Here is a 17,443-nt window from a genome sequence, read left to right as displayed (position 1 = left end):
TGGGGGTGTCACAGGCGGTCGAAGGCGTCCATCGTGGTCTTGACGACGGCGCCGTAGGCCAGGTGCGGCACGACGTCGCTGGCCCAGTCGGTGGCCGACCACGTGCGCGGGTCGGTGATGCCGAGCGCGGTCATCGGGCCGTTGGACGCCACGAGGACGCCGAGCGTGGTGAGCAGCGTGCCGGCCAGCGGCCGCGACCGGAAGCCCGAGGCGCGGGCCAGCCCGGTGAGGACGCCGACCCCGATGCCGGCGACCAGGCCGGTGATCGGCCCGAGCCCCTGCACCCGGTTCTGCCGGGTCTCCTCGTCGCCTGGGATCGGGACGTGCGCCCTCTCCGCCAGCGCCTCCACCGTCCGCTCCGGGGTGGAGCTGGTGCCGCGGCCGCGGACGACCATGTCGAGGTAGGTGACGGCGTTGAGGGCCGTGGTGCCCGCCGCGCCGGCGGCGGCACCGCGCAGGGCCCAGCCGAGGGTGCTGATGCCGCGCCGGCCCTTGCCGAACGTCCCGACCGGGGTGCGCTTCGCCATGCGCCCGCGGTACCCCCGCCCGCGACCTGCGCAAACGACCCGGGCAGGTCACCCTGGACGGCGTGGACGACGCCGGCCCGGCCCTCGAGCGGGCCATCGAGGGACTGCTCGACGCCCGCGCGCCCGGTGCCACCATCTGCCCGTCGGAGGCGGCGCGCGCGGTCGACCCGGAGGGCTGGCGGGCGCTGATGCCGCAGGCCCGCGCGGCGGCCGGCCGGCTGGCCGCGCGCGGCGCGGTGGAGGTCACCCAGGGCGGCACGGTGGTCGACGTCGCCACCGCCCGGGGCCCGGTGCGGGTGCGCCGGGCCGGCCGCTGACCGGCACCGGCCGGGCCGGCCGCTGACCGGCACCGGCCGGGCGAGGGAGGCGGCCGGCTACCGCTGGTCGGCGGGCCGGTCGCCGCCGGCGGCGCGCTCGAGCAGCGGGCCGACCCGGTGGTCGACGTAGCGACGCAGGGCCAGCGCGGTGTCGGTGCGCTCCACCCCCGGCAGTGCCAGCACCTGCTCGGTGAGCCGCCACAGGTCGTCGGCGTCGACGGCGACCACCCGCACCAGCAGGTCGGCGGCGCCGGACAGGGCGGTCACCTCCAGCACCTCGGGGAGGGCGGCCAGTGCGGCGGCCACCTCCTCCAGGCCGCGCTGCACGACCTGCACGGTCACGTAGGCGCCGAGCCGGTAGCCCAGCGCCTCCGGCCGGACCCGGGACTCGAACGGGGTGAGCAGCCCGCCGGCCTCCAGGCGCGTCAACCGGGCCTGCACGGTGTTGCGGGCCAGCCCCAGCCGCTGGGAGAGCGCCATCACGGTGGCCCGCGGGTCGTCGGTCAGCGCCTGCACGAGGCGCGCGTCGGTGGCGTCGAGGCGGTCCTGCGGCGCGGGCACGCGAGCAGTCTGACACGTCGGGAGGGCGTCGTCCGGCCATCCTGCGCAGTTCCCGTCCTGGCTCTTGCGCACCCCGACCGGGTGGTGGTGTGCTCCGGGACACGACCGGGCGTGCCACGATGTGTGAGTGGCGCCACACCCCGGCGCCACGCACGGACGTCCAGCACCACGGCGGGACCGGTGACCCCGGCAGCCGCGGCCGACGGCGAGGAGGAGCACGTGAGCGTGTCCAGCGCGACCACCGAGGTGGTCGATCCCGTACCGGGGGCGGGGGCGCCGCACCTGCCCCAGCAGCCCGACCTCGTCCAACTGCTGACCCCCGAGGGCGAGCGGGTCGAGCACCCCGACTACGCGGTCGACGTCAGCGCCGAGGAGCTGCGCGGCCTCTACCGCGACCTCGCGCTGGTCCGCCGCTGGGACGTCGAGGCCACCGCCCTGCAGCGGCAGGGCGAGCTCGGCATCTGGGCCTCGCTGCTGGGCCAGGAGGCGGCCCAGATCGGCGCCGGCCGGGCCATGGCCGACACCGACACGGCCTTCCCCACCTACCGCGAGCACGGCGTGGCCTGGACCCGCGGGGTCGACCCGCTGCACGTGATCAGCCTGTTCCGCGGCGTCGACAACGGCGGCTGGGACCCGGTGGCCACCCGGTTCAACCTCTACACCGTCGTCATCGGCGCGCAGACCCTGCACGCCACCGGCTACGCCATGGGCCTGCAGCGCGACGGCGCCGAGAGCGCGACGCTGGCCTTCCTGGGCGACGGCGCGACCAGCCAGGGCGAGGTCAACGAGGCGATGATCTGGGCGGCGAGCTTCTCCGCGCCGGTCGTCTTCTTCTGCCAGAACAACCAGTACGCGATCAGCGTGCCGCTGGAGCGCCAGTCGCGGGTGCCGCTGTACCGGCGCGCGGCCGGCTTCGGCTTCCCCGGCGTGCGGGTCGACGGCAACGACGTCCTGGCCGTCCTCGCCGTCACGCGGGCGGCGCTGGCCGCCGCCCGCGACGGGCAGGGCCCCACCTTCATCGAGGCGTTCACCTACCGGATGGGCGCGCACACCACGTCCGACGACCCCACCCGCTACCGGCTGGCCAGCGAGCTGGAGGAGTGGAAGCTGCGCGACCCGATCGCCCGGGTCAAGGCGTACCTGTCCCGGTCCGGCGCCGCCGACGCCGGGTTCTTCGCCGGGGTGGAGGCCGAGGCCGACGAGCTGGCCGCGCGCATCCGCCGCGGCACCGTCGAGATGCCCGACCCGCCGGGGACGGCGATGTTCGACCAGGTCTACGCCGAGCAGACGCCGCCGCTGGCCGCGCAGCAGGCGGAGTTCGAGGCGTACCAGGCGTCGTTCGCGGGAGGCGGGCACTGATGGCCACCGAGACGCTCACCATCGGCAAGGCGCTCAACCTCGGCCTGCGCCGGGCGATGGAGGACGACGCCAAGGTCGTGCTCATGGGCGAGGACATCGGCCGTCTCGGCGGCGTCTTCCGGATCACCGACGGCCTGCAGAAGGACTTCGGCGAGGACCGCGTCGTCGACACCCCGCTGGCCGAGGCCGGCATCCTCGGCACCGCCGTGGGCCTGGCCATGCGCGGGTACCGGCCGGTCTGCGAGATCCAGTTCGACGGGTTCGTCTTCCCCGCCTACAACCAGATCGTCACCCAGGTGGCCAAGATCCACGCCCGCTCGCGCGGCAGGCTGCCGATGCCCATCGTCATCCGCATCCCGTTCGGCGGCGGCATCGGCGCCGTCGAGCACCACAGCGAGAGCCCCGAGGCCTACTTCGCGCACACCCCCGGGCTCAAGGTGGTCGCCGTCAGCAACCCGGTCGACGCCTACTGGGGCATCCAGCAGGCCATCGCCCACCCCGACCCGATCGTGTTCCTCGAGCCCAAGCGGCGGTACTGGGAGAAGGCGCCGGTCGACCGCGAGGCCACCCCCGACCCGCTGTTCGCCTCCCGGGTGGTCCGCGGGGGCGACGACGTCACCGTGCTGGCCTACGGCCCGATGGTGAAGACGGCGCTGCAGGCCGCCGAGGCCGCCGCGGAGGAGGGGCGCTCCCTGGAGGTGGTCGACCTGCGCACGGTCAGCCCGCTCGACCTCGACCCGGTGTTCGACTCGGTCCGGCGCACCGGGCGCTGCGTCGTCGTCCACGAGGCGCCGGTGACGCTCGGCCTGGGCGCGGAGATCGCCGCGCGGGTGACCGAGTCCTGCTTCCACTCGCTGGAGGCGCCGGTGCTGCGGGTGGGCGGCTACGACACTCCCTACCCGCCGTCGAAGCTCGAGGAGGAGTACCTCCCCGACCTCGACCGGGTGCTCGACGCCGTCGACCGCGCTCTGCAGTTCTGAAGACGGGGGTCCTGAGGACATGGCACAGCGTCAGTTCAAGCTCCCCGACGTCGGCGAGGGCCTCACCGAGGGCGAGATCCTGCAGTGGCTGGTCGCCGTCGGCGACACCGTCACGGTCAACCAGCCGCTCTGCGAGGTGGAGACCGCCAAGGCCGCCGTCGAGCTGCCCTCGCCCTACGCCGGCACGGTGGTCGAGCTGCTGCACGAGGCCGGCACGACCGTCGACGTCGGGACGCCGATCATCACCATCGACGACGGCGCGGTCGCCCCCGCCCCCGCACCCGACGGGGACGCGGACCCCGGGAGCGACGGCGGCGAGCCGGCCGCGGGGCTGATCGGCGGTGCGGCGCCCGGCGGGCGGACGGCGGTGCTGGTCGGCTACGGGCCGCGCACCACCGAGGCCCGCCGCCGTCCCCGCCGGTCGGCCGCTCCCGCGCCGGCCGCCGCCCCGGTGGCGAGCGCGCCCGTGCCCGAGCCGGTCGGCGCCGACTACGGCTCCGGTGGCCAGCAGCGGCCGCCGCTGCTGGCCACCGCTCCCGACATGACGGTCAAGCCGGTGCGCCACGGCGGCCTGGAGGTCGGCCGGCAGGCGGAGGCGCACGCGGCGGCGGAGGAGGCGGCGACCTCGCTCGGGGCCGCCCCGGGCCGCGGCCGGGCACGCCCGCTGGCCAAGCCGCCGGTGCGCAAGCTGGCCCGCGACCTCGGTGTCGACCTCACCGTGGTGACCGGCACCGGCGAGGGCGGGGTCATCACCCGCGAGGACGTCACCGCGGCCGCCGCCGCCCCGGCGGACCGGCCCGGGCTCACCGCCGTCCCGGCGGTGACGTCCACCGCGGGGGAGCAGCGCATCCCGATCCGGGGCGTCCGCAAGCACACCGCCGCGGCGATGGTGGCCAGCGCGTTCACCGCACCGCACGTCACCGAGTTCCTCACCGTCGACGTCACGCGGATGATGAAGCTGCGGTCCCGGCTGGCCGCCCGCCCCGAGTTCGCGGGGGTCAAGGTCAGCCCCCTGCTGTTCGTCGCCAAGGCGCTGCTGCTGGCGGTGCGCCGCCACCCGATGGTCAACAGCTCCTGGGACGAGGCGGCGCAGGAGATCGTCGTCCACGGGCAGGTCAACCTCGGCATCGCCGCGGCCACCCCGCGCGGGCTCGTCGTCCCCAACGTCGAGGACGCCGGCGCGCTGTCGCTGACCGAGCTGGCCGGCGCGCTGGCCGAGCTCGCCGAGACGGCGCGGGCCGGGCGGACGGCACCCGGGGACATGACCGGCGGGACGATCACGATCACCAACGTCGGGGTGTTCGGCGTCGACACCGGGACGCCGATCCTCAACCCCGGCGAGTCGGCGATCCTGGCCTTCGGGGCGGTCCGCGAGATGCCGTGGGTGCACAAGGGCAGGGTCCGGCCGCGGCAGGTGACGCAGCTGGCGCTGTCCTTCGACCACCGGGTCATCGACGGCGAGCTGGGCTCCCGCTTCCTCGCCGACGTCGGTGCGCTGCTGTCCGACCCGGGGACCGCGCTGGCCTTCTGAGCCGGTCCCCGGCCGGACCGGCCCGGGCGGCGTCCGGCGCAGGACCCCGGTGCCGGCCTCGGCGGCGGGTCCGGCAGGCGCACCAGCCGGTCGGGGGGAGTGGCGGCCACCACCGCCCTCCCCTCCCCACGGGGAGCGGTCCCGCCTCCCAGGGCCCGGCCGCGGCGGTCGCGGGTCCGCCGGCCCCGGCCGGTCGCGGCCCCGTCGCGGACGCGGGTGTGTCAGCGGGGACCGGGCGGGTAGGTCGCCGACGACCGCAACGACACCCGACCAGAGGAGCGTGCACCGTGGCCAGCGTGCAGGAGTCCGTCGACGTCGACGTCCCGATCCGGGTCGCCTACGACCAGTGGACGCAGTTCGAGTCGTTCCCCCAGTTCATGGGCGGGGTCGAGCGGATCACCCAGCTCGACGACACGCGTACCCACTGGGTCACCAACATCGACGGCATCAAGCGCGAGTTCGACGCCGAGATCACCGAGCAGCACCCCGAGGAGCGCGTCGCCTGGACCAGCACCGGGGGCGACGCCAAGCACGCCGGGGTGGTCACCTTCCACCGCCTCGACGACAGCAGGACCCGCGTGATGATCCAGATCGACTGGGAGCCGCACGGCATCGTCGAGAAGGCCGGTGCGGCGCTGGGCTTCGACGACCGGCAGGTCAAGGCCGACGCCAAGCGGTTCAAGGAGTTCATCGAGAGCCGCGGCACCGAGACCGGCGCCTGGCGCGGCGACGTCCCGCGCCCCGACCAGCAGTGAGCGCAGCGCCCGTGACGACCAGGTGACCTGATCCCGGCGCGTCCTCCCGCACCGCGCACGGTGGGGGAGGACGCGTCACGATCAGGGACCCTGATCCCGGCGCGGCGCGCGCGGCACCCGGACGGACGACGGCGCCCGTCCCCTCGGCCGAGGGGACGGGCGCCGTCGTCGTGCCGGCCCCGGTCAGGGGCTCACCCCGAGCGTGCGAGGGGTGAGGGAACGGGGTCCTCCTGCTTCACTCGGCGTCGAGGTCCTGGGCGACCAGGCCCGCGATCTGCTCGACCACGCCGGCGTCGTCGCTGCTCACGGTGACCTCCGCGCCCTTCTGGGCGCCGAGGGTCATGATCATCAGCGGCGAGCCGGCGTCGACGGGCGCGCCGCCCGGCGTGGCCAGGGTGACCGGGACACCGGCCTTGCCCACGGCCTCGGCGATGAGCGCGGCCGGGCGGGCGTGCAGGCCGACCCGGGAGCCGACGGTGACGGTCTGGCTGGGCATGTCGTCGTCCTCGCTGTTCGGGGATGGGACTGGAGAGATCGGTGCAGGGTCCGAGCCTGCCCTGTCAGGCGCGTGCGGGCGCGCTGACGGTCGAGGCCGGGGTCACGTTGTGGGCGTGGGCCATGTCGACGGCGTCCTCCGGGACGGCGTCGGCCTTGGTGCGGCCGATGCTCTTGGCGATGGTGACCGCCACGGCGCCGACGATCGTGCCGATGACCAGCGCCACCACGAACATCAGCACCCCGCTCATCGCGAAGAACACGAAGATCCCGCCGTGGGGGGCCCGCAGCTCCACGCCGCTGGCCGCGACGATGGCGCCGGTCGTGGCCCCGCCGAGCATCATCGAGGGGATGACCCGCAGCGGGTCGGCGGCGGCGAACGGGATGGCGCCCTCGGAGATGAAGGACAGGCCCAGCAGCCAGGCCGCCTTGCCGTTGTCGCGCTCGGCCGGGGTGTAGAGCTTCGGTCGCACGGCCGTGCTCAGCGCCATCGCCAGCGGCGGGACCATGCCCGCGGCCATGACCGTGGCCATGATGATCAGCGGAGCGCCGCTTCCGGCGGCCAGGCCGGTGGTCGCGAAGACGTAGGCCGCCTTGTTGACCGGGCCGCCCAGGTCGAAGCACATCATCAGGCCGAGGATGATGCCGAGCAGGACCGCCGAGGTGCCGGTCAGGCCGTTGAGCCAGTTGCCCAGGCCGGTGAGCGCGGCGGCCAGCGGGCGGCCGAGCAGGACGGCCATCAGGCCGCTGGAGATCAGCGTGGCCAGCAGCGGGATGATGACGACCGGCTGCAGCCCGCGGACGCCGGTGGGCAGCTTCCAGCGGCTGATCCACAGCGCCGCGAAGCCGGCGATGATGCCGCCCACGAGGCCGCCGATGAAGCCGGCGCCCACGGTCACGGACACCGCGCCCACGACGAAGCCGGGCACGATGCCGGGGCGGTCGGCGATCGCGTAGCCGATGTAGCCGGCCAGCGCCGGGACGAGGAAGCCGAAGGCCGCCTGGCCCAGGACGGTGCAGACCGCGCCGAGGTAGCCCAGGAACCCGTCGTTGAGGCCCGAGACGGGATCGGCCGTCGGCAGGTCGAAGAAGCTGTTGTTGAGCACCCAGCTCAGGGCGTAGCTCTGTCCCTCGACGGCCGGGTTGTCGCTGACGATCTGGTAGCCGCCGAACAGGAAGCCGAGCGCGATGAGCAGACCGCCCGCGGCGACGAACGGGATCATGTAGCTGACGCCGGTGAGCAGCCAGCGGCGGATCTCCGCGCCGGTGCTCGGGCGCCCGGCCGAGCTCGCCGCGGCGGTCTCGCCGGCCGCGCCGGAGCCGGGCACCTTGCGGGAGTTCGGGTCGTCGGCGGCCGCGAGCGCCTCGCGGATCATGACCTCGGGCTCGTTGATCGCCCGCTTGGTGCCCGACTGGATGACGGGCTTGCCGGCGAACCGGTCGCGGTCCTTGACGCCCACGTCGACGGCGAAGATGACGGCGTCGGCGTTGCGGATGACCGAGGGGTCCAGCGGCGTGGAGCCCGAGGAGCCCTGCGTCTCCACGACCAGGTCGACGCCCTCGGCCTGCGCGGCGGCGGTGAGCTTGTCGGCGGCCATGTAGGTGTGCGCGATGCCGGTCGGGCAGGCGCTGACCGCGACGATGCTGCGGCGGGCCGGGGCCTTGTCCGTCGAGACCGGCGCCGCGGCGGCCGGGGAGGTGGCCGGGGCGGGGACCGAGGTGGCGGCGCTCGCGCCGGTCGCCGGCGTCGGGGAGACGACCTCCTCGACCAGGCGGACGACGTCGGCGGCGGAGCCGGCGGCGCGCAGCGAGGCCACGAAGTCCGGCCGCACCAGGGCGCGGGCCAGCGCGCTGAGCAGCGTGAGGTGGTCGGCGTCCCCGGCTGCCGGGGCGGCGATGAGGAACACCAGGTCGGCGGGGCCGTCGGGGGCGCCGAAGTCGACGCCGGGGTCGAGTCGTCCGAAGGCCAGCGACGCCTGGGTCACCGCGGCCGAGCGGCAGTGCGGGATCGCGATGCCGCCGGGCAGCCCGGTGGCCGCCTGGGCCTCGCGGGCCAGGGCGTCACCGGCGAGCGCGTCGGCGCCCGTCGCCCGGCCGGCGTCGGCCACCAGGCCGGCCAGGCGGCGGACCACCGCGGCCTTGTCGGAGCCGAGGTCGCTGTCGAGGGCGACCAGCTCGGGGGTGATGAGTGCTGACATGACGGACCTTCCGGGGCGTCAGGGGACGTCCCGGCCGGCGGCCGGGACGGGTCGGGCAGCAGACGGTTCGGGGAGGACGGACCCGGGCAGGCCGGGCTGTGCGGAGACGCCGGCCAGGTCGACCTGGCCGGGCGTGGGGAGGGCCGAGCCGGGCAGCGCGGCGGCGGCCGCGCCGGTGGCGACCGCGCGGCGCAGGCGGTCGGCCGCGGGGGCCCCGGCCAGGGCGGCCAGCACGTGGCCGGCCAGGCTCGAGTCGCCGGCGCCGACCGTGCTGCGCACGGTGATCCGTGGGGGCCGGGCGGACCACACCTCGCCGTCGGCGGTCGAGAGCACCGCGCCGTCGCCCCCGAGGGTCAGCAGCACCTCGGCGATGCCGCCGGCGTGCAGCCCGTCGACGGCGGCGCGCAGGGCCGCGGGGTCGGCGAGCAGCTCGGCCTCGGTGGTGCCGGCCACCTGGGCCAGCTCCTCGCTGTTGGGCTTGACCAGGTCGGGCGCGGCCTCGGGGCCCGCGGCCAGCAGCGCCAGCAGCGGCGCCTCGGAGGTGTCGACGGCGACCCGGGCGCCGGTGCCGCGGACGGCCCGGACCAGCTCGGCGTACCAGTCCGCCGGTGTGCCGGGCGGCAGCGAGCCGGACAGCACCACCCAGCGCGCGCCCTCGGCGGCGCCGGCCAGCGCCCGGGTCAGGGCCGCCCGGGTGCCGGCGTCCAGCGCCGTGCCGGGCTCGTTGAGCTTCGTCGTGGTGCCGTCGGGCTCGGTGAGCGTGTAGTTGGTGCGCACCGCCGCGCCGGTCGGGACGGTGACCAGCGGCAGCGAGAGCGCCGCCAGGGCCGTGACCAGCGGGTCGGTGTCGTCGGCCGGGACGACGGCGACGACGTCGGTGCCGGCCGCGGCGAGCACGCGGGCGACGTTGACGCCCTTGCCGCCGGGCTCGGTGGAGCTGGTGCCGAGGCGGGCCACCCCGCCGCGGGTCAGCGGGCCGGGGAGGACGAGGGTGCGGTCGAGGCTCGGGTTGGCCGTCAGCGTGACGACGCGGCCGCCGCTCACGCGACCACGACCTCGACGCCGGCGGCCTCGAGCCGGTCGACGGCCGTGCGGTCGGCGCCGCTGTCGGTCACCACGACGTCGACGTCGTCGAGCGCCGCGAAGCGGACCAGCTGCTCGCGGCCCAGCTTGCTGCCGTCGGCGAGGACGACGACCCGCTGGCCGGCCCGCACCATCGCCCGCTTGACCGAGGCCTCCGCCTCGTCGGGGGTGGTGAACCCGTGCCCGGGGGTGATGCCGTTGGTGCCGAGGAAGGCGACGTCGACGCGCAGCTCGGCCAGGGCGCGCACCGGCGTCTCCCCGACGGCGCACTGGGTCAGCCCGCGGACGCGGCCGCCGAGCACGTGCAGGGTGAGCCCCGGGACGGTGGCCAGGCGGCCGGCGATCGGCACCGAGTTGGTGGCGACGAAGAGGTTGCGGTCGGTCGGCAGCACCTCGGCGAGGGCGGCGGTGGAGCTGCCGCCGTCGAGCAGCAGGCTGCCGCCGGGGCCGGGCAGCAGGTCGAGTGCCGCGGCCGCGATCTTGCGCTTGGCCTCGGCGTGCGTGGCGTTCCGCTCCACCAGCGCCGTCTCCATCAGCGTCAGCGCCCCGACCGGCACCGCGCCGCCGTGCACCCGGCGCAGCACGCCGGCCCGTTCCAGGACGGCGAGGTCGCGGCGCACCGTCTCGGTGGTCACCCCGAACTGCTCGGCGACCGCGGTCACCGCGATCCGGCCGCGCTCGACGACCAGCGTGGCGATCGCCTGCTGGCGTTCTTCGGCGTACACCGTCCACCTCCTCGCCGTGTGGCTCCTGCCGGTCCGGGAGCCCACCGGCGGAGGCCCCGTGCACTGCCCGATCATGTGGGATCGAGTTTGTGTCTCTGTGGTTGTACGTGGATTACGTTGACAAGTCAACACCGTTTGGTGAGTCTGGTCACCGACGGACGACGCAGTCCCCACGCCGAACACCTCCGAACCCCCCGGGAAGGTCCGATGTCCTCCACCGCTCCCAGTGCCCCGACCGCGGACCGGCCGGCTCCCGCCGTGCTCACCGGTACGCCCGTCGTCCCCGGCGTCGTCCTCGGCCCGGTCGTGCGCCCCTCCGGCGCCGTGCAACTGCCCGGCACCGCCTTCGAGACGCTGCCCGAGGCGGCCCGGGAGGAGGAGAAGGCCCGGTTCGTCACGGCCGCCGACGCGGTGGCCGACCGGCTGGCCCAGCGCGCCGCGGCCGCGACCGGGATGACCGCCGAGGTGCTCTCGGCCACCGCCGGCCTGGCACGCGACCGGGGTCTGCTCGGCGCGGCGGAGCAGCGGATCGCCGCCGGCGTCCCCGCCTCCGTGGCCGCGGTGCAGGCCGCCCAGCAGTTCGTCGACGTCTTCAGCTCCCTCGGCGGCGTCATGGCCGAGCGGGTGACCGACGTCCGTGACATCCGCGACCGCGTGGTCGCCGAGCTGACCGGCCAGGGTGAGCCCGGCGTCCCCGCGCCCGAGGTGCCCTCCATCCTGCTGGCCGACGACCTGGCCCCCGCCGACACCGCCGGCCTCGACGCCGGGCGCATCATCGGGCTGGCCACCCGGCTGGGCGGCACCACCAGCCACACCGCGATCATCGCCCGCCAGCTGAACCTGCCCCTGGTCGTCGCGGTCGAGGGGCTCGACGCCGTCCCGGCCGGCGCGACCGTGCTGCTCGACGCCGAGGAGGGCACGCTCACCGTCGACCCCGACCCCGAGGCGGCCACCGGTCAGCTCGAGGCCGCCCGGCGCGCAGCCGCGGCCCTGGCCGGCTACCAGGGCCCGGCGACCACCCGCGACGGGGTGCCCGTGCCGGTCCTGGCCAACATCCAGGACGGCGACGGCGCCCGGGTCGCGTTCGCCTCGCACGCCGAGGGGGTCGGGCTCTACCGCACGGAGTTGGCCTTCCTCGGCCGGGCCGCCGAGCCCACGGTCGAGGAGCAGGCGCGCGGCTACGCCGACGTCCTCGAGGCCGCCGCTGGCCGGCGCGTCGTCCTGCGCACCCTCGACGCCGGCTCGGACAAGCCGCTGGAGTTCGCCACCCCGCCCGAGGAGGCCAACCCGGCGCTCGGCGTCCGCGGCCTGCGGGTGGCCCGGCGCGACCCCGGGCTGCTCGACCGCCAGCTCGACGCCGTCGCCGAGGCCGCCCGCCGCACCGGCACCTCGCCGTGGGTGATGGCGCCGATGGTGGCCACCACGGCCGAGGCCGCGGACTTCGCCGCCCGCGTGCGCGCCCGCGGGCTGGTCCCCGGCGTGATGGTCGAGGTGCCCTCGGCGGCCCTGCTGGCCGACCGGATGCTGGCGCACGTCGACTTCCTGTCGATCGGCACCAACGACCTCTCGCAGTACGCCCTGGCCGCCGACCGGCTCTCCGCCGACCTGGCCGACCTGACCGACCCCTGGCAGCCGGCCCTCCTCGCGCTCGTGGCGACCACCGCGGCCGCGGGCCGGCGGCTGGGCAAGCCGGTGGGCGTCTGCGGCGAGGCCGCGGCCGACCCCCTGCTGGCCTGCGTCCTCGTGGGACTCGGGGTGACCTCGCTGTCCTGCGCCGCCCCCGCCGTCGCCGGCGTCGGCGCCCGGCTGGCGACCGTCGACCTCGCCGCCTGCCAGGAGGCCGCGGCGGCCGCCGTGGCCGCCGACGACCCGCGGGCCGGCCGGGCCGCCGCGCGCGCGGTCCTCGTGCGCGGCTGACGGGTGGGGCCGGCCGTCGTCCGGGCGGCCGGCCCGACCCTCCTGACCGAACGATCGTCGGGTGAAACGGGACACTCCCTACGCATCGTCGGAACACCGTCGTCTCTGCCTGCCTTACTACTGGTGTACCGGCCAGCAGTACCGACGAGGAGACGACGACATGAACAGCGGGACCACCTGGCGGCAGCGTCGACAGGCGGCTCGGACGCGGCGGGCCCTCGACCGGGCCCTCGCCCGTAGCAGCAGCCCGGCGATGCGCGACGAGCTGCTCACCATGGCCAACAGCAGTGCCCTCTGGACCCGCGGGGTCTGAGGGCCCGCCGCGCCCCCTGCCGCCGGGGCGACGGCCTCTCGCACGGCCCCGGTCCGCACCTGCCGACCGGGGCTGACTGCTGTCCGGGACCGGTGTCCCGGTGTCCCGGCGGGATCCTCCCTGGCCGCAGAGCGACCTCCCTCACGGTGGACGGTCGGGGAGGACACGTCACGATCAGGTCACCTGATCATCGCCGCCCGGTCCCCCGTTCGGGTCAGGCGGCTCAATCCGGCACGCGCGCGTGCCGATGACCTGGTCGTGAGTGGAGTACGCCCGGGGGCCACCCCCCGATCCGACGCCGGTGGGGACGCCCGGTGACCGCGGCAGCCGCCGAGCCGCGCGAGACGTCCGGGGCGACCACCGCACTGGTCCTCGCCTTCGTCCGCGAGCAGGCCGGCGATGCGGCAGTGGGGGAGGTCCTGCGCCGGGCCGGCGTGCCCTTCTCGGCGGCCCAGCTGGCCGAGCCGTCGACCTGGACCAGCTACGACACCCGGATCCGTCTCTTCACCGCCGCCGCGGAGGTCCTCGAGGACCCGCACGTCATGTTCCGCATGGGTGCCGAGTCGCTGAGGACCGGCATGGCGCCGGCGCTGGTGGTGCTCGTGCGCGCCATGGGCTCCCCGCGCCAGGTCTTCCAGCGGCTGCCGAAGGCCGTCGCCAACTTCAGCACCACCTCGACGATGACGGTGCTCGAGGCCGGTCCCACGTCGGCGACGCTGCGGTACGTGCTGCACGACGGCTACGTGCACTCGCGGCTGGACTGCGACTACGCCCGCGGCCTGATCACCATGATCCCCACCATCTTCGGTCTGGCCCCGGCGCACGTCGTGCACGAGGAGTGCGAGTCCTCCGGGTACGAGGCGTGCATCTACCACCTCTCCTGGGACCGGCGGTCGCGCTGGCCCTGGGGGCGTCGGCGCTCCGCGTCGGCCGACCCGGAGCTCACCGCCCTGCGCGGGCAGGTCCGCAGCCTGCAGTCCGCGGCCACCGACCTCGTCGAGGGCGGGGACCTCGAGACGGTCCTGGCCCGCATCGTCGAGCGGGCCGCTGCCGCCGTCCTCGCACCCGCCTACCTGCTCGCCGTCTCCTCGCCCGGCGGTGGCGCGCCGATGGTGCACAGTGCCGGCCTGCCGGCCGAGGAGATCCCGGGTCTGACCGCGCGGCTGCTGGCCGGTGAGGACCTCGGACCCGGCGCGGTGACCGTCGACGTCGCCTCCGCCCGGCGCACGCACGGCCGGCTGGCCGCGCTGCACCGCCCCGGTGACGGCGGCCTCGGGGACGAGCGCGCGATGCTCGCCGCCTACGCCGGACACGCGGCGGCGGCGCTGGACCTCGTCATGGCCCTCGAGGACAGCCGGATGGAGGCCCGCCGGGCAGGGGCGCTCCTCGAGCTCGCCCACGGGCTGGCGCAGACGGTCGACGTGCACGACATCTGCCAGACCGTGGTCGCCACGCTGCCGAGCATCGTCGGCTGCGGCAGCTCCGGCGTCCTGCTCTGGGACCCGGCCGGTGCGGTCCTCCGGACGGCGGCCTCGGCGGGCCTGCCGCCCGAGCAGGAGGCGCTGATGCGGGCGGCCACGCTGCGGGCCGACGACGTGCCCGAGCTGTTCGCCATGCTCACCGACCGCGAGCCCCGCGCGCTCAGCGCCACCGGCAGCAGCGGGCCGCTGCGCGACCTGCTGTCGACCCTCGGGCTCACCGACGCCATCGCCGTGCCGCTGCTGGCCGGCAGCACGTTCCTCGGCGTGGTCACGGCCAGCTGGTCACGGGGCGAGGCCAGCGGCGCGGCGGACGCCGACGTCCTGGCGCGGCTGCGCGGTGTGGGCGACCAGGCCTCCACCGCGCTGCAGAAGGCCCGGCTGCTGGAGACCGTCCGGCACCAGGCCACCCACGACGCGCTCACCGGGCTGCCCAACCGGGCGCTGTTCCGGGAACGGCTGGCCGCCGCGCTGGCCGCGTCCCCGGCGACCGGCTCGGTCGGCGTGCTGTTCTGCGACCTCGACCGGTTCAAGGCGGTCAACGACACCTACGGCCACGCGGCCGGCGACGAGCTGCTGCGCCAGGTGTCGGCCCGGCTGCGGGCCGCGATCCGGCCCGGCGACACGGTCGGGCGGCTCAGCGGCGACGAGTTCGCCGTGCTGCTCCCCCGGCTGTCCGGACCGGGTGACGCCGAGAGCGTGGTGGCCCGGGTGGCCGAGGGGTTCGCCGAGCCGTTCCGGCTCGACGGCATCCCCGTCGACGTCGGCACGAGCACGGGCGTCGCGGTCCACACCGGCGAGGCCGCCGAGGCCTCCGCGGTAGCCGAGCAGCTGCTGCGCGACGCCGACGCGGCCATGTACCGGCACAAGCACCGCGACCGCCCGGCCTCCTCCGTCCCCCGCCCGCGGGACTGAAGAAGGACCCCTCTGCCCCCCACCACTCGCAGGCTCGCGGCGGGACCCTGCAGAGGGGCCGTCAGTCGCGCAGGCGGGCGCGCAGCGCGGCCTGCTCGGCCGCGCCGAAGCCGTGCTCCCCGAGCCAGCCGAGCGGGCCGCCGTGCCGCTCGTGCAGCAGCTCGAGCAGGCGGCGCATCGTCTCCGCCCGCGGGGTGTGGCTGGCCACGTCGCGGCGGCTCATGTCCTCGGCGTAGGTGGGGGAGTCGCGGAGCTTGGCCACCAGGTCCTCGATCACGTCGGCGGTCATCGCGTAGTCGGCCACGATCTCCTCGTCGGGCACGCCCGCGACCGTGAGCGCGAACATGACCACCACGCCCGTGCGGTCCTTGCCCGCCGCGCAGTGCACGACCGCGGCCCCCTCGTCGCCGCCGGCCAGCGCGCGCAGCGCCGCCACGACGTTCTCCGGCCGGTGGTGCAGGTAGCCGAGGTAGGCGCGCACCGCCGGCGGCTCGCCCTCGTCGTCCTCCGTCGTCTGCCGCGGCAGGATCGTCTCCACCCAGTCGGCCGGCAGGTCCGGGGCGTCGTCCTCCTCGACGGCGAAGACGTCGGTGTGGTGCCCGCGCTCGGGGAGCAGGGTGAAGTGCCGGTGGGCCACGCCGTCGACCGCGCGCAGCGGCCCGCGTCCCTCCAGGAGCACCTCGGCGGTGGTGCGCAGGTCGACGACCTCGCGCAGCCCCACCTCCTCCACCAGCCGGCGGACGTCGTCGCCGGTGAGGGTCTGCAGGTTGTCGCTGCGCAGCACCCGGCCGAACGCCGTCGTGCCGCCGTCGGTGGTCGGCAGCCCGCCCAGGTCGCGGGTGTTGGTCGTCCCGTCGAGTCGCAGCCAGCGGTCGGAGCGCACGGAGGTCACCCCCCGACGTTACGGCGCGGGGCGCTGCGGTGTGGCCACCACCCACCCTCACCCCGGCGGCTGTGGGGGCCGTCGACATGGGCAGTACGGAGCGGTATCCCTACCGTGTGGTCCAGCCCACTCCGGACGACGTCGTCCGGAGTGTCCCGTGCACCGACGCACACTCGAGGAGCCCGCCATGTCGCGTCCCCGTTCCCGGTCCCGGACCGCCGTCCTCGCCACGGGGGCCGCGCTGGCCCTGTCGGTCACCGCCTGCGGCAGCCCCACCGCGGCGAGCTCGGGCGGGGGCGAGGGCGGCGGCGGTGACGAGTCCCCGATCCAGGTGGGTCTCGTCTACTCCGCGTCCGGGCCGCTGGCCACCTACGGCGAGCAGTACCTGCAGGGCTTCCAGGCCGGCCTGGACTACGCGACCGACGGCACCGGCGAGGTCGACGGCCGCCCGGTCGAGGTCGTCGAGCGCGACGACGCCGGAGACCCGGCCAAGGCCGTCTCGGAGGCCACCGACCTCATCGGCCAGGGCGTGCAGGTGCTCGCCGGCTCGACCGCCTCCGGCGTGGCCACCCAGGTGGCGCCGCTGGCCGAGCAGAACGACATCCTGTTCATCTCCGGCTCCGCGGCCACCGACGCGATCACCGGCGTCAACGACAACACCTTCCGGTCGGGCCGCCAGACCTACCAGGACATCCTCACCGCGCAGTCGTTCATCGGCGACGCGCAGGGGAAGAACGTGCTGGTCTTCGCCCAGGACAGCGCCTTCGGGCAGGCCAACGTCGCGGCCGTCACCGCCGTCCTCGGCGGCGCCGGTGCGACCGTCACCCCGCTCCTGGTGCCGGCCAGCGCCACCGACCTCACCCCGTTCGCCTCGCAGGCCCGCGACGCCGGCGCCGACCTGGTCTTCGTCGCCTGGGCCGGCGAGACCGCCCCGGCCATGTGGCAGGCCATGGGCCAGCAGGGCGTCCTCGACTCGACGACGGTGGTCACCGGGCTCGACATCCGGGCCAGCTACGCGACCTACGGCGCGCAGGCCACCCAGATCGACTACCTGTCGCACTACTTCGCCGGGGCCGTCGACAACGAGGTCAGCCAGGCGATGACCGAGCGGGTCGAGGCCGACGGCGGCGAGGTCGACCTGTTCACCCCCGACGGCTTCACGGCCGCGCAGATGGTCGTGCACGCCCTGCAGGAGGGCGGGGACGACGTCGGCGCGATGGTCGACGCCCTCGAGGGCTGGACCTTCGACGGCGTCAAGGGCGAGCTGACCATCCGCGAGGAGGACCACGCGCTGCTCCAGCCGATGTTCCAGGCCCGCCTGGAGGACCAGGGCGGCGAGCTGGCCCCGGTCGTCGTCGACACGCTCGACCCGGAGGCCGTCGCACCGCCGGTGGCCACCTCCTGAC

Annotated in this window: 16 protein-coding genes; 9 read left to right on the top strand and 7 right to left on the bottom strand. The window is 75.8% G+C overall.

Translation table 11 applies throughout. The features are described from left to right. Window positions 1-8: 8 nt before the first annotated feature. Window positions 9-527, bottom strand: a complete 519-nt coding sequence (locus JOD57_RS10900) for a hypothetical protein (RefSeq protein ID WP_204692047.1) — start codon at window positions 525-527, stop codon at window positions 9-11. A 62-nt stretch (window positions 528-589) separates the two neighbouring features. Between JOD57_RS10900 and JOD57_RS10895 the strand changes: the two genes are divergently transcribed. Next, on the top strand, window positions 590-844 hold the full coding sequence (locus JOD57_RS10895; protein WP_204692046.1) for a DUF3253 domain-containing protein: 255 nt from the start codon (window positions 590-592) through the stop codon (window positions 842-844). A 57-nt stretch (window positions 845-901) separates the two neighbouring features. Here JOD57_RS10895 and JOD57_RS26840 read toward each other — a convergent pair whose 3' ends face one another. Beyond that, window positions 902-1,405 carry an Lrp/AsnC family transcriptional regulator gene (locus JOD57_RS26840; RefSeq protein WP_204692045.1) on the bottom strand — a complete coding sequence of 168 codons (504 nt, stop codon included), beginning with the start codon at window positions 1,403-1,405 and terminating at the stop codon, window positions 902-904. Window positions 1,406-1,624: 219 nt separating this feature from the next. On the opposite strand from JOD57_RS26840, the gene pdhA reads away from it, so the two are divergent. From pdhA to JOD57_RS26835, 4 genes are all read left to right on the top strand, one after another. Continuing rightward, window positions 1,625-2,764, top strand: coding sequence for a pyruvate dehydrogenase (acetyl-transferring) E1 component subunit alpha (gene pdhA, locus JOD57_RS10885; protein WP_204692044.1), 1,140 nt, complete (start codon window positions 1,625-1,627; stop codon window positions 2,762-2,764). Then, window positions 2,764-3,744, top strand: coding sequence for an alpha-ketoacid dehydrogenase subunit beta (locus JOD57_RS10880; protein WP_204692043.1), 981 nt, complete (start codon window positions 2,764-2,766; stop codon window positions 3,742-3,744). Before pdhA ends, JOD57_RS10880 begins: the two co-directional genes overlap by 1 nt. Before the next feature lie 19 nt (window positions 3,745-3,763). Further along, window positions 3,764-5,275, top strand: a complete 1,512-nt coding sequence (locus tag JOD57_RS10875; protein WP_204692042.1) for a dihydrolipoamide acetyltransferase family protein — start codon at window positions 3,764-3,766, stop codon at window positions 5,273-5,275. 287 nt (window positions 5,276-5,562) lie between these two features. Continuing rightward, on the top strand, window positions 5,563-6,030 hold the full coding sequence (locus tag JOD57_RS26835) for an SRPBCC family protein (protein ID WP_204692041.1): 468 nt from the start codon (window positions 5,563-5,565) through the stop codon (window positions 6,028-6,030). A gap of 235 nt (window positions 6,031-6,265) precedes the next feature. On the opposite strand, the gene JOD57_RS10865 is transcribed toward JOD57_RS26835, so the two are convergent. The 4 genes from JOD57_RS10865 to JOD57_RS10850 form a co-directional block, all read right to left on the bottom strand. Continuing rightward, entirely contained in the window at window positions 6,266-6,526 is a 261-nt protein-coding gene (locus JOD57_RS10865; RefSeq protein ID WP_204692040.1) for an HPr family phosphocarrier protein, read from the bottom strand. Between the two features lie 64 nt (window positions 6,527-6,590). Then, complete coding sequence (locus JOD57_RS10860) at window positions 6,591-8,723, bottom strand: PTS fructose transporter subunit IIABC (protein ID WP_204692039.1); 2,133 nt, start codon at window positions 8,721-8,723, stop codon at window positions 6,591-6,593. Between the two features lie 18 nt (window positions 8,724-8,741). After that, window positions 8,742-9,767 carry a 1-phosphofructokinase family hexose kinase gene (locus JOD57_RS10855; RefSeq protein ID WP_204692038.1) on the bottom strand — a complete coding sequence of 342 codons (1,026 nt, stop codon included), beginning with the start codon at window positions 9,765-9,767 and terminating at the stop codon, window positions 8,742-8,744. Then, window positions 9,764-10,531, bottom strand: a complete 768-nt coding sequence (locus JOD57_RS10850) for a DeoR/GlpR family DNA-binding transcription regulator (RefSeq protein WP_204692037.1) — start codon at window positions 10,529-10,531, stop codon at window positions 9,764-9,766. Before JOD57_RS10850 ends, JOD57_RS10855 begins: the two co-directional genes overlap by 4 nt. A 207-nt stretch (window positions 10,532-10,738) precedes the next feature. Between JOD57_RS10850 and JOD57_RS10845 the strand changes: the two genes are divergently transcribed. From JOD57_RS10845 to JOD57_RS10835, 3 genes are all read left to right on the top strand, one after another. After that, entirely contained in the window at window positions 10,739-12,448 is a 1,710-nt protein-coding gene (locus tag JOD57_RS10845; RefSeq protein ID WP_204692036.1) for a putative PEP-binding protein, read from the top strand. 160 nt (window positions 12,449-12,608) lie between these two features. Beyond that, window positions 12,609-12,761 (top strand): hypothetical protein, encoded by a 153-nt coding sequence (locus JOD57_RS10840; protein WP_204692035.1) that lies wholly within the window; start codon window positions 12,609-12,611, stop codon window positions 12,759-12,761. Between the two features lie 314 nt (window positions 12,762-13,075). Further along, the gene (locus JOD57_RS10835; RefSeq protein WP_204692034.1) at window positions 13,076-15,154 is read left to right on the top strand and encodes a diguanylate cyclase domain-containing protein; all 2,079 of its coding nucleotides are present in this window, start codon (window positions 13,076-13,078) and stop codon (window positions 15,152-15,154) included. Window positions 15,155-15,215: 61 nt separating this feature from the next. Here the strand turns inward: JOD57_RS10835 and JOD57_RS10830 are convergent, their stop codons facing one another. Continuing rightward, window positions 15,216-16,046, bottom strand: coding sequence for a tyrosine-protein phosphatase (locus tag JOD57_RS10830; protein ID WP_204692033.1), 831 nt, complete (start codon window positions 16,044-16,046; stop codon window positions 15,216-15,218). A 178-nt stretch (window positions 16,047-16,224) separates the two neighbouring features. Between JOD57_RS10830 and JOD57_RS10825 the strand changes: the two genes are divergently transcribed. After that, window positions 16,225-17,442 (top strand): substrate-binding domain-containing protein, encoded by a 1,218-nt coding sequence (locus JOD57_RS10825; RefSeq protein WP_204692032.1) that lies wholly within the window; start codon window positions 16,225-16,227, stop codon window positions 17,440-17,442. The last annotated feature ends 1 nt before the right edge of the window (window position 17,443 follow it).

The sequence above is a fragment of the Geodermatophilus bullaregiensis genome (assembly GCF_016907675.1).
In the GTDB taxonomy this organism is placed as follows: domain Bacteria; phylum Actinomycetota; class Actinomycetes; order Mycobacteriales; family Geodermatophilaceae; genus Geodermatophilus; species Geodermatophilus bullaregiensis.
This window is presented reverse-complemented; position numbering and strand designations above follow the sequence as displayed.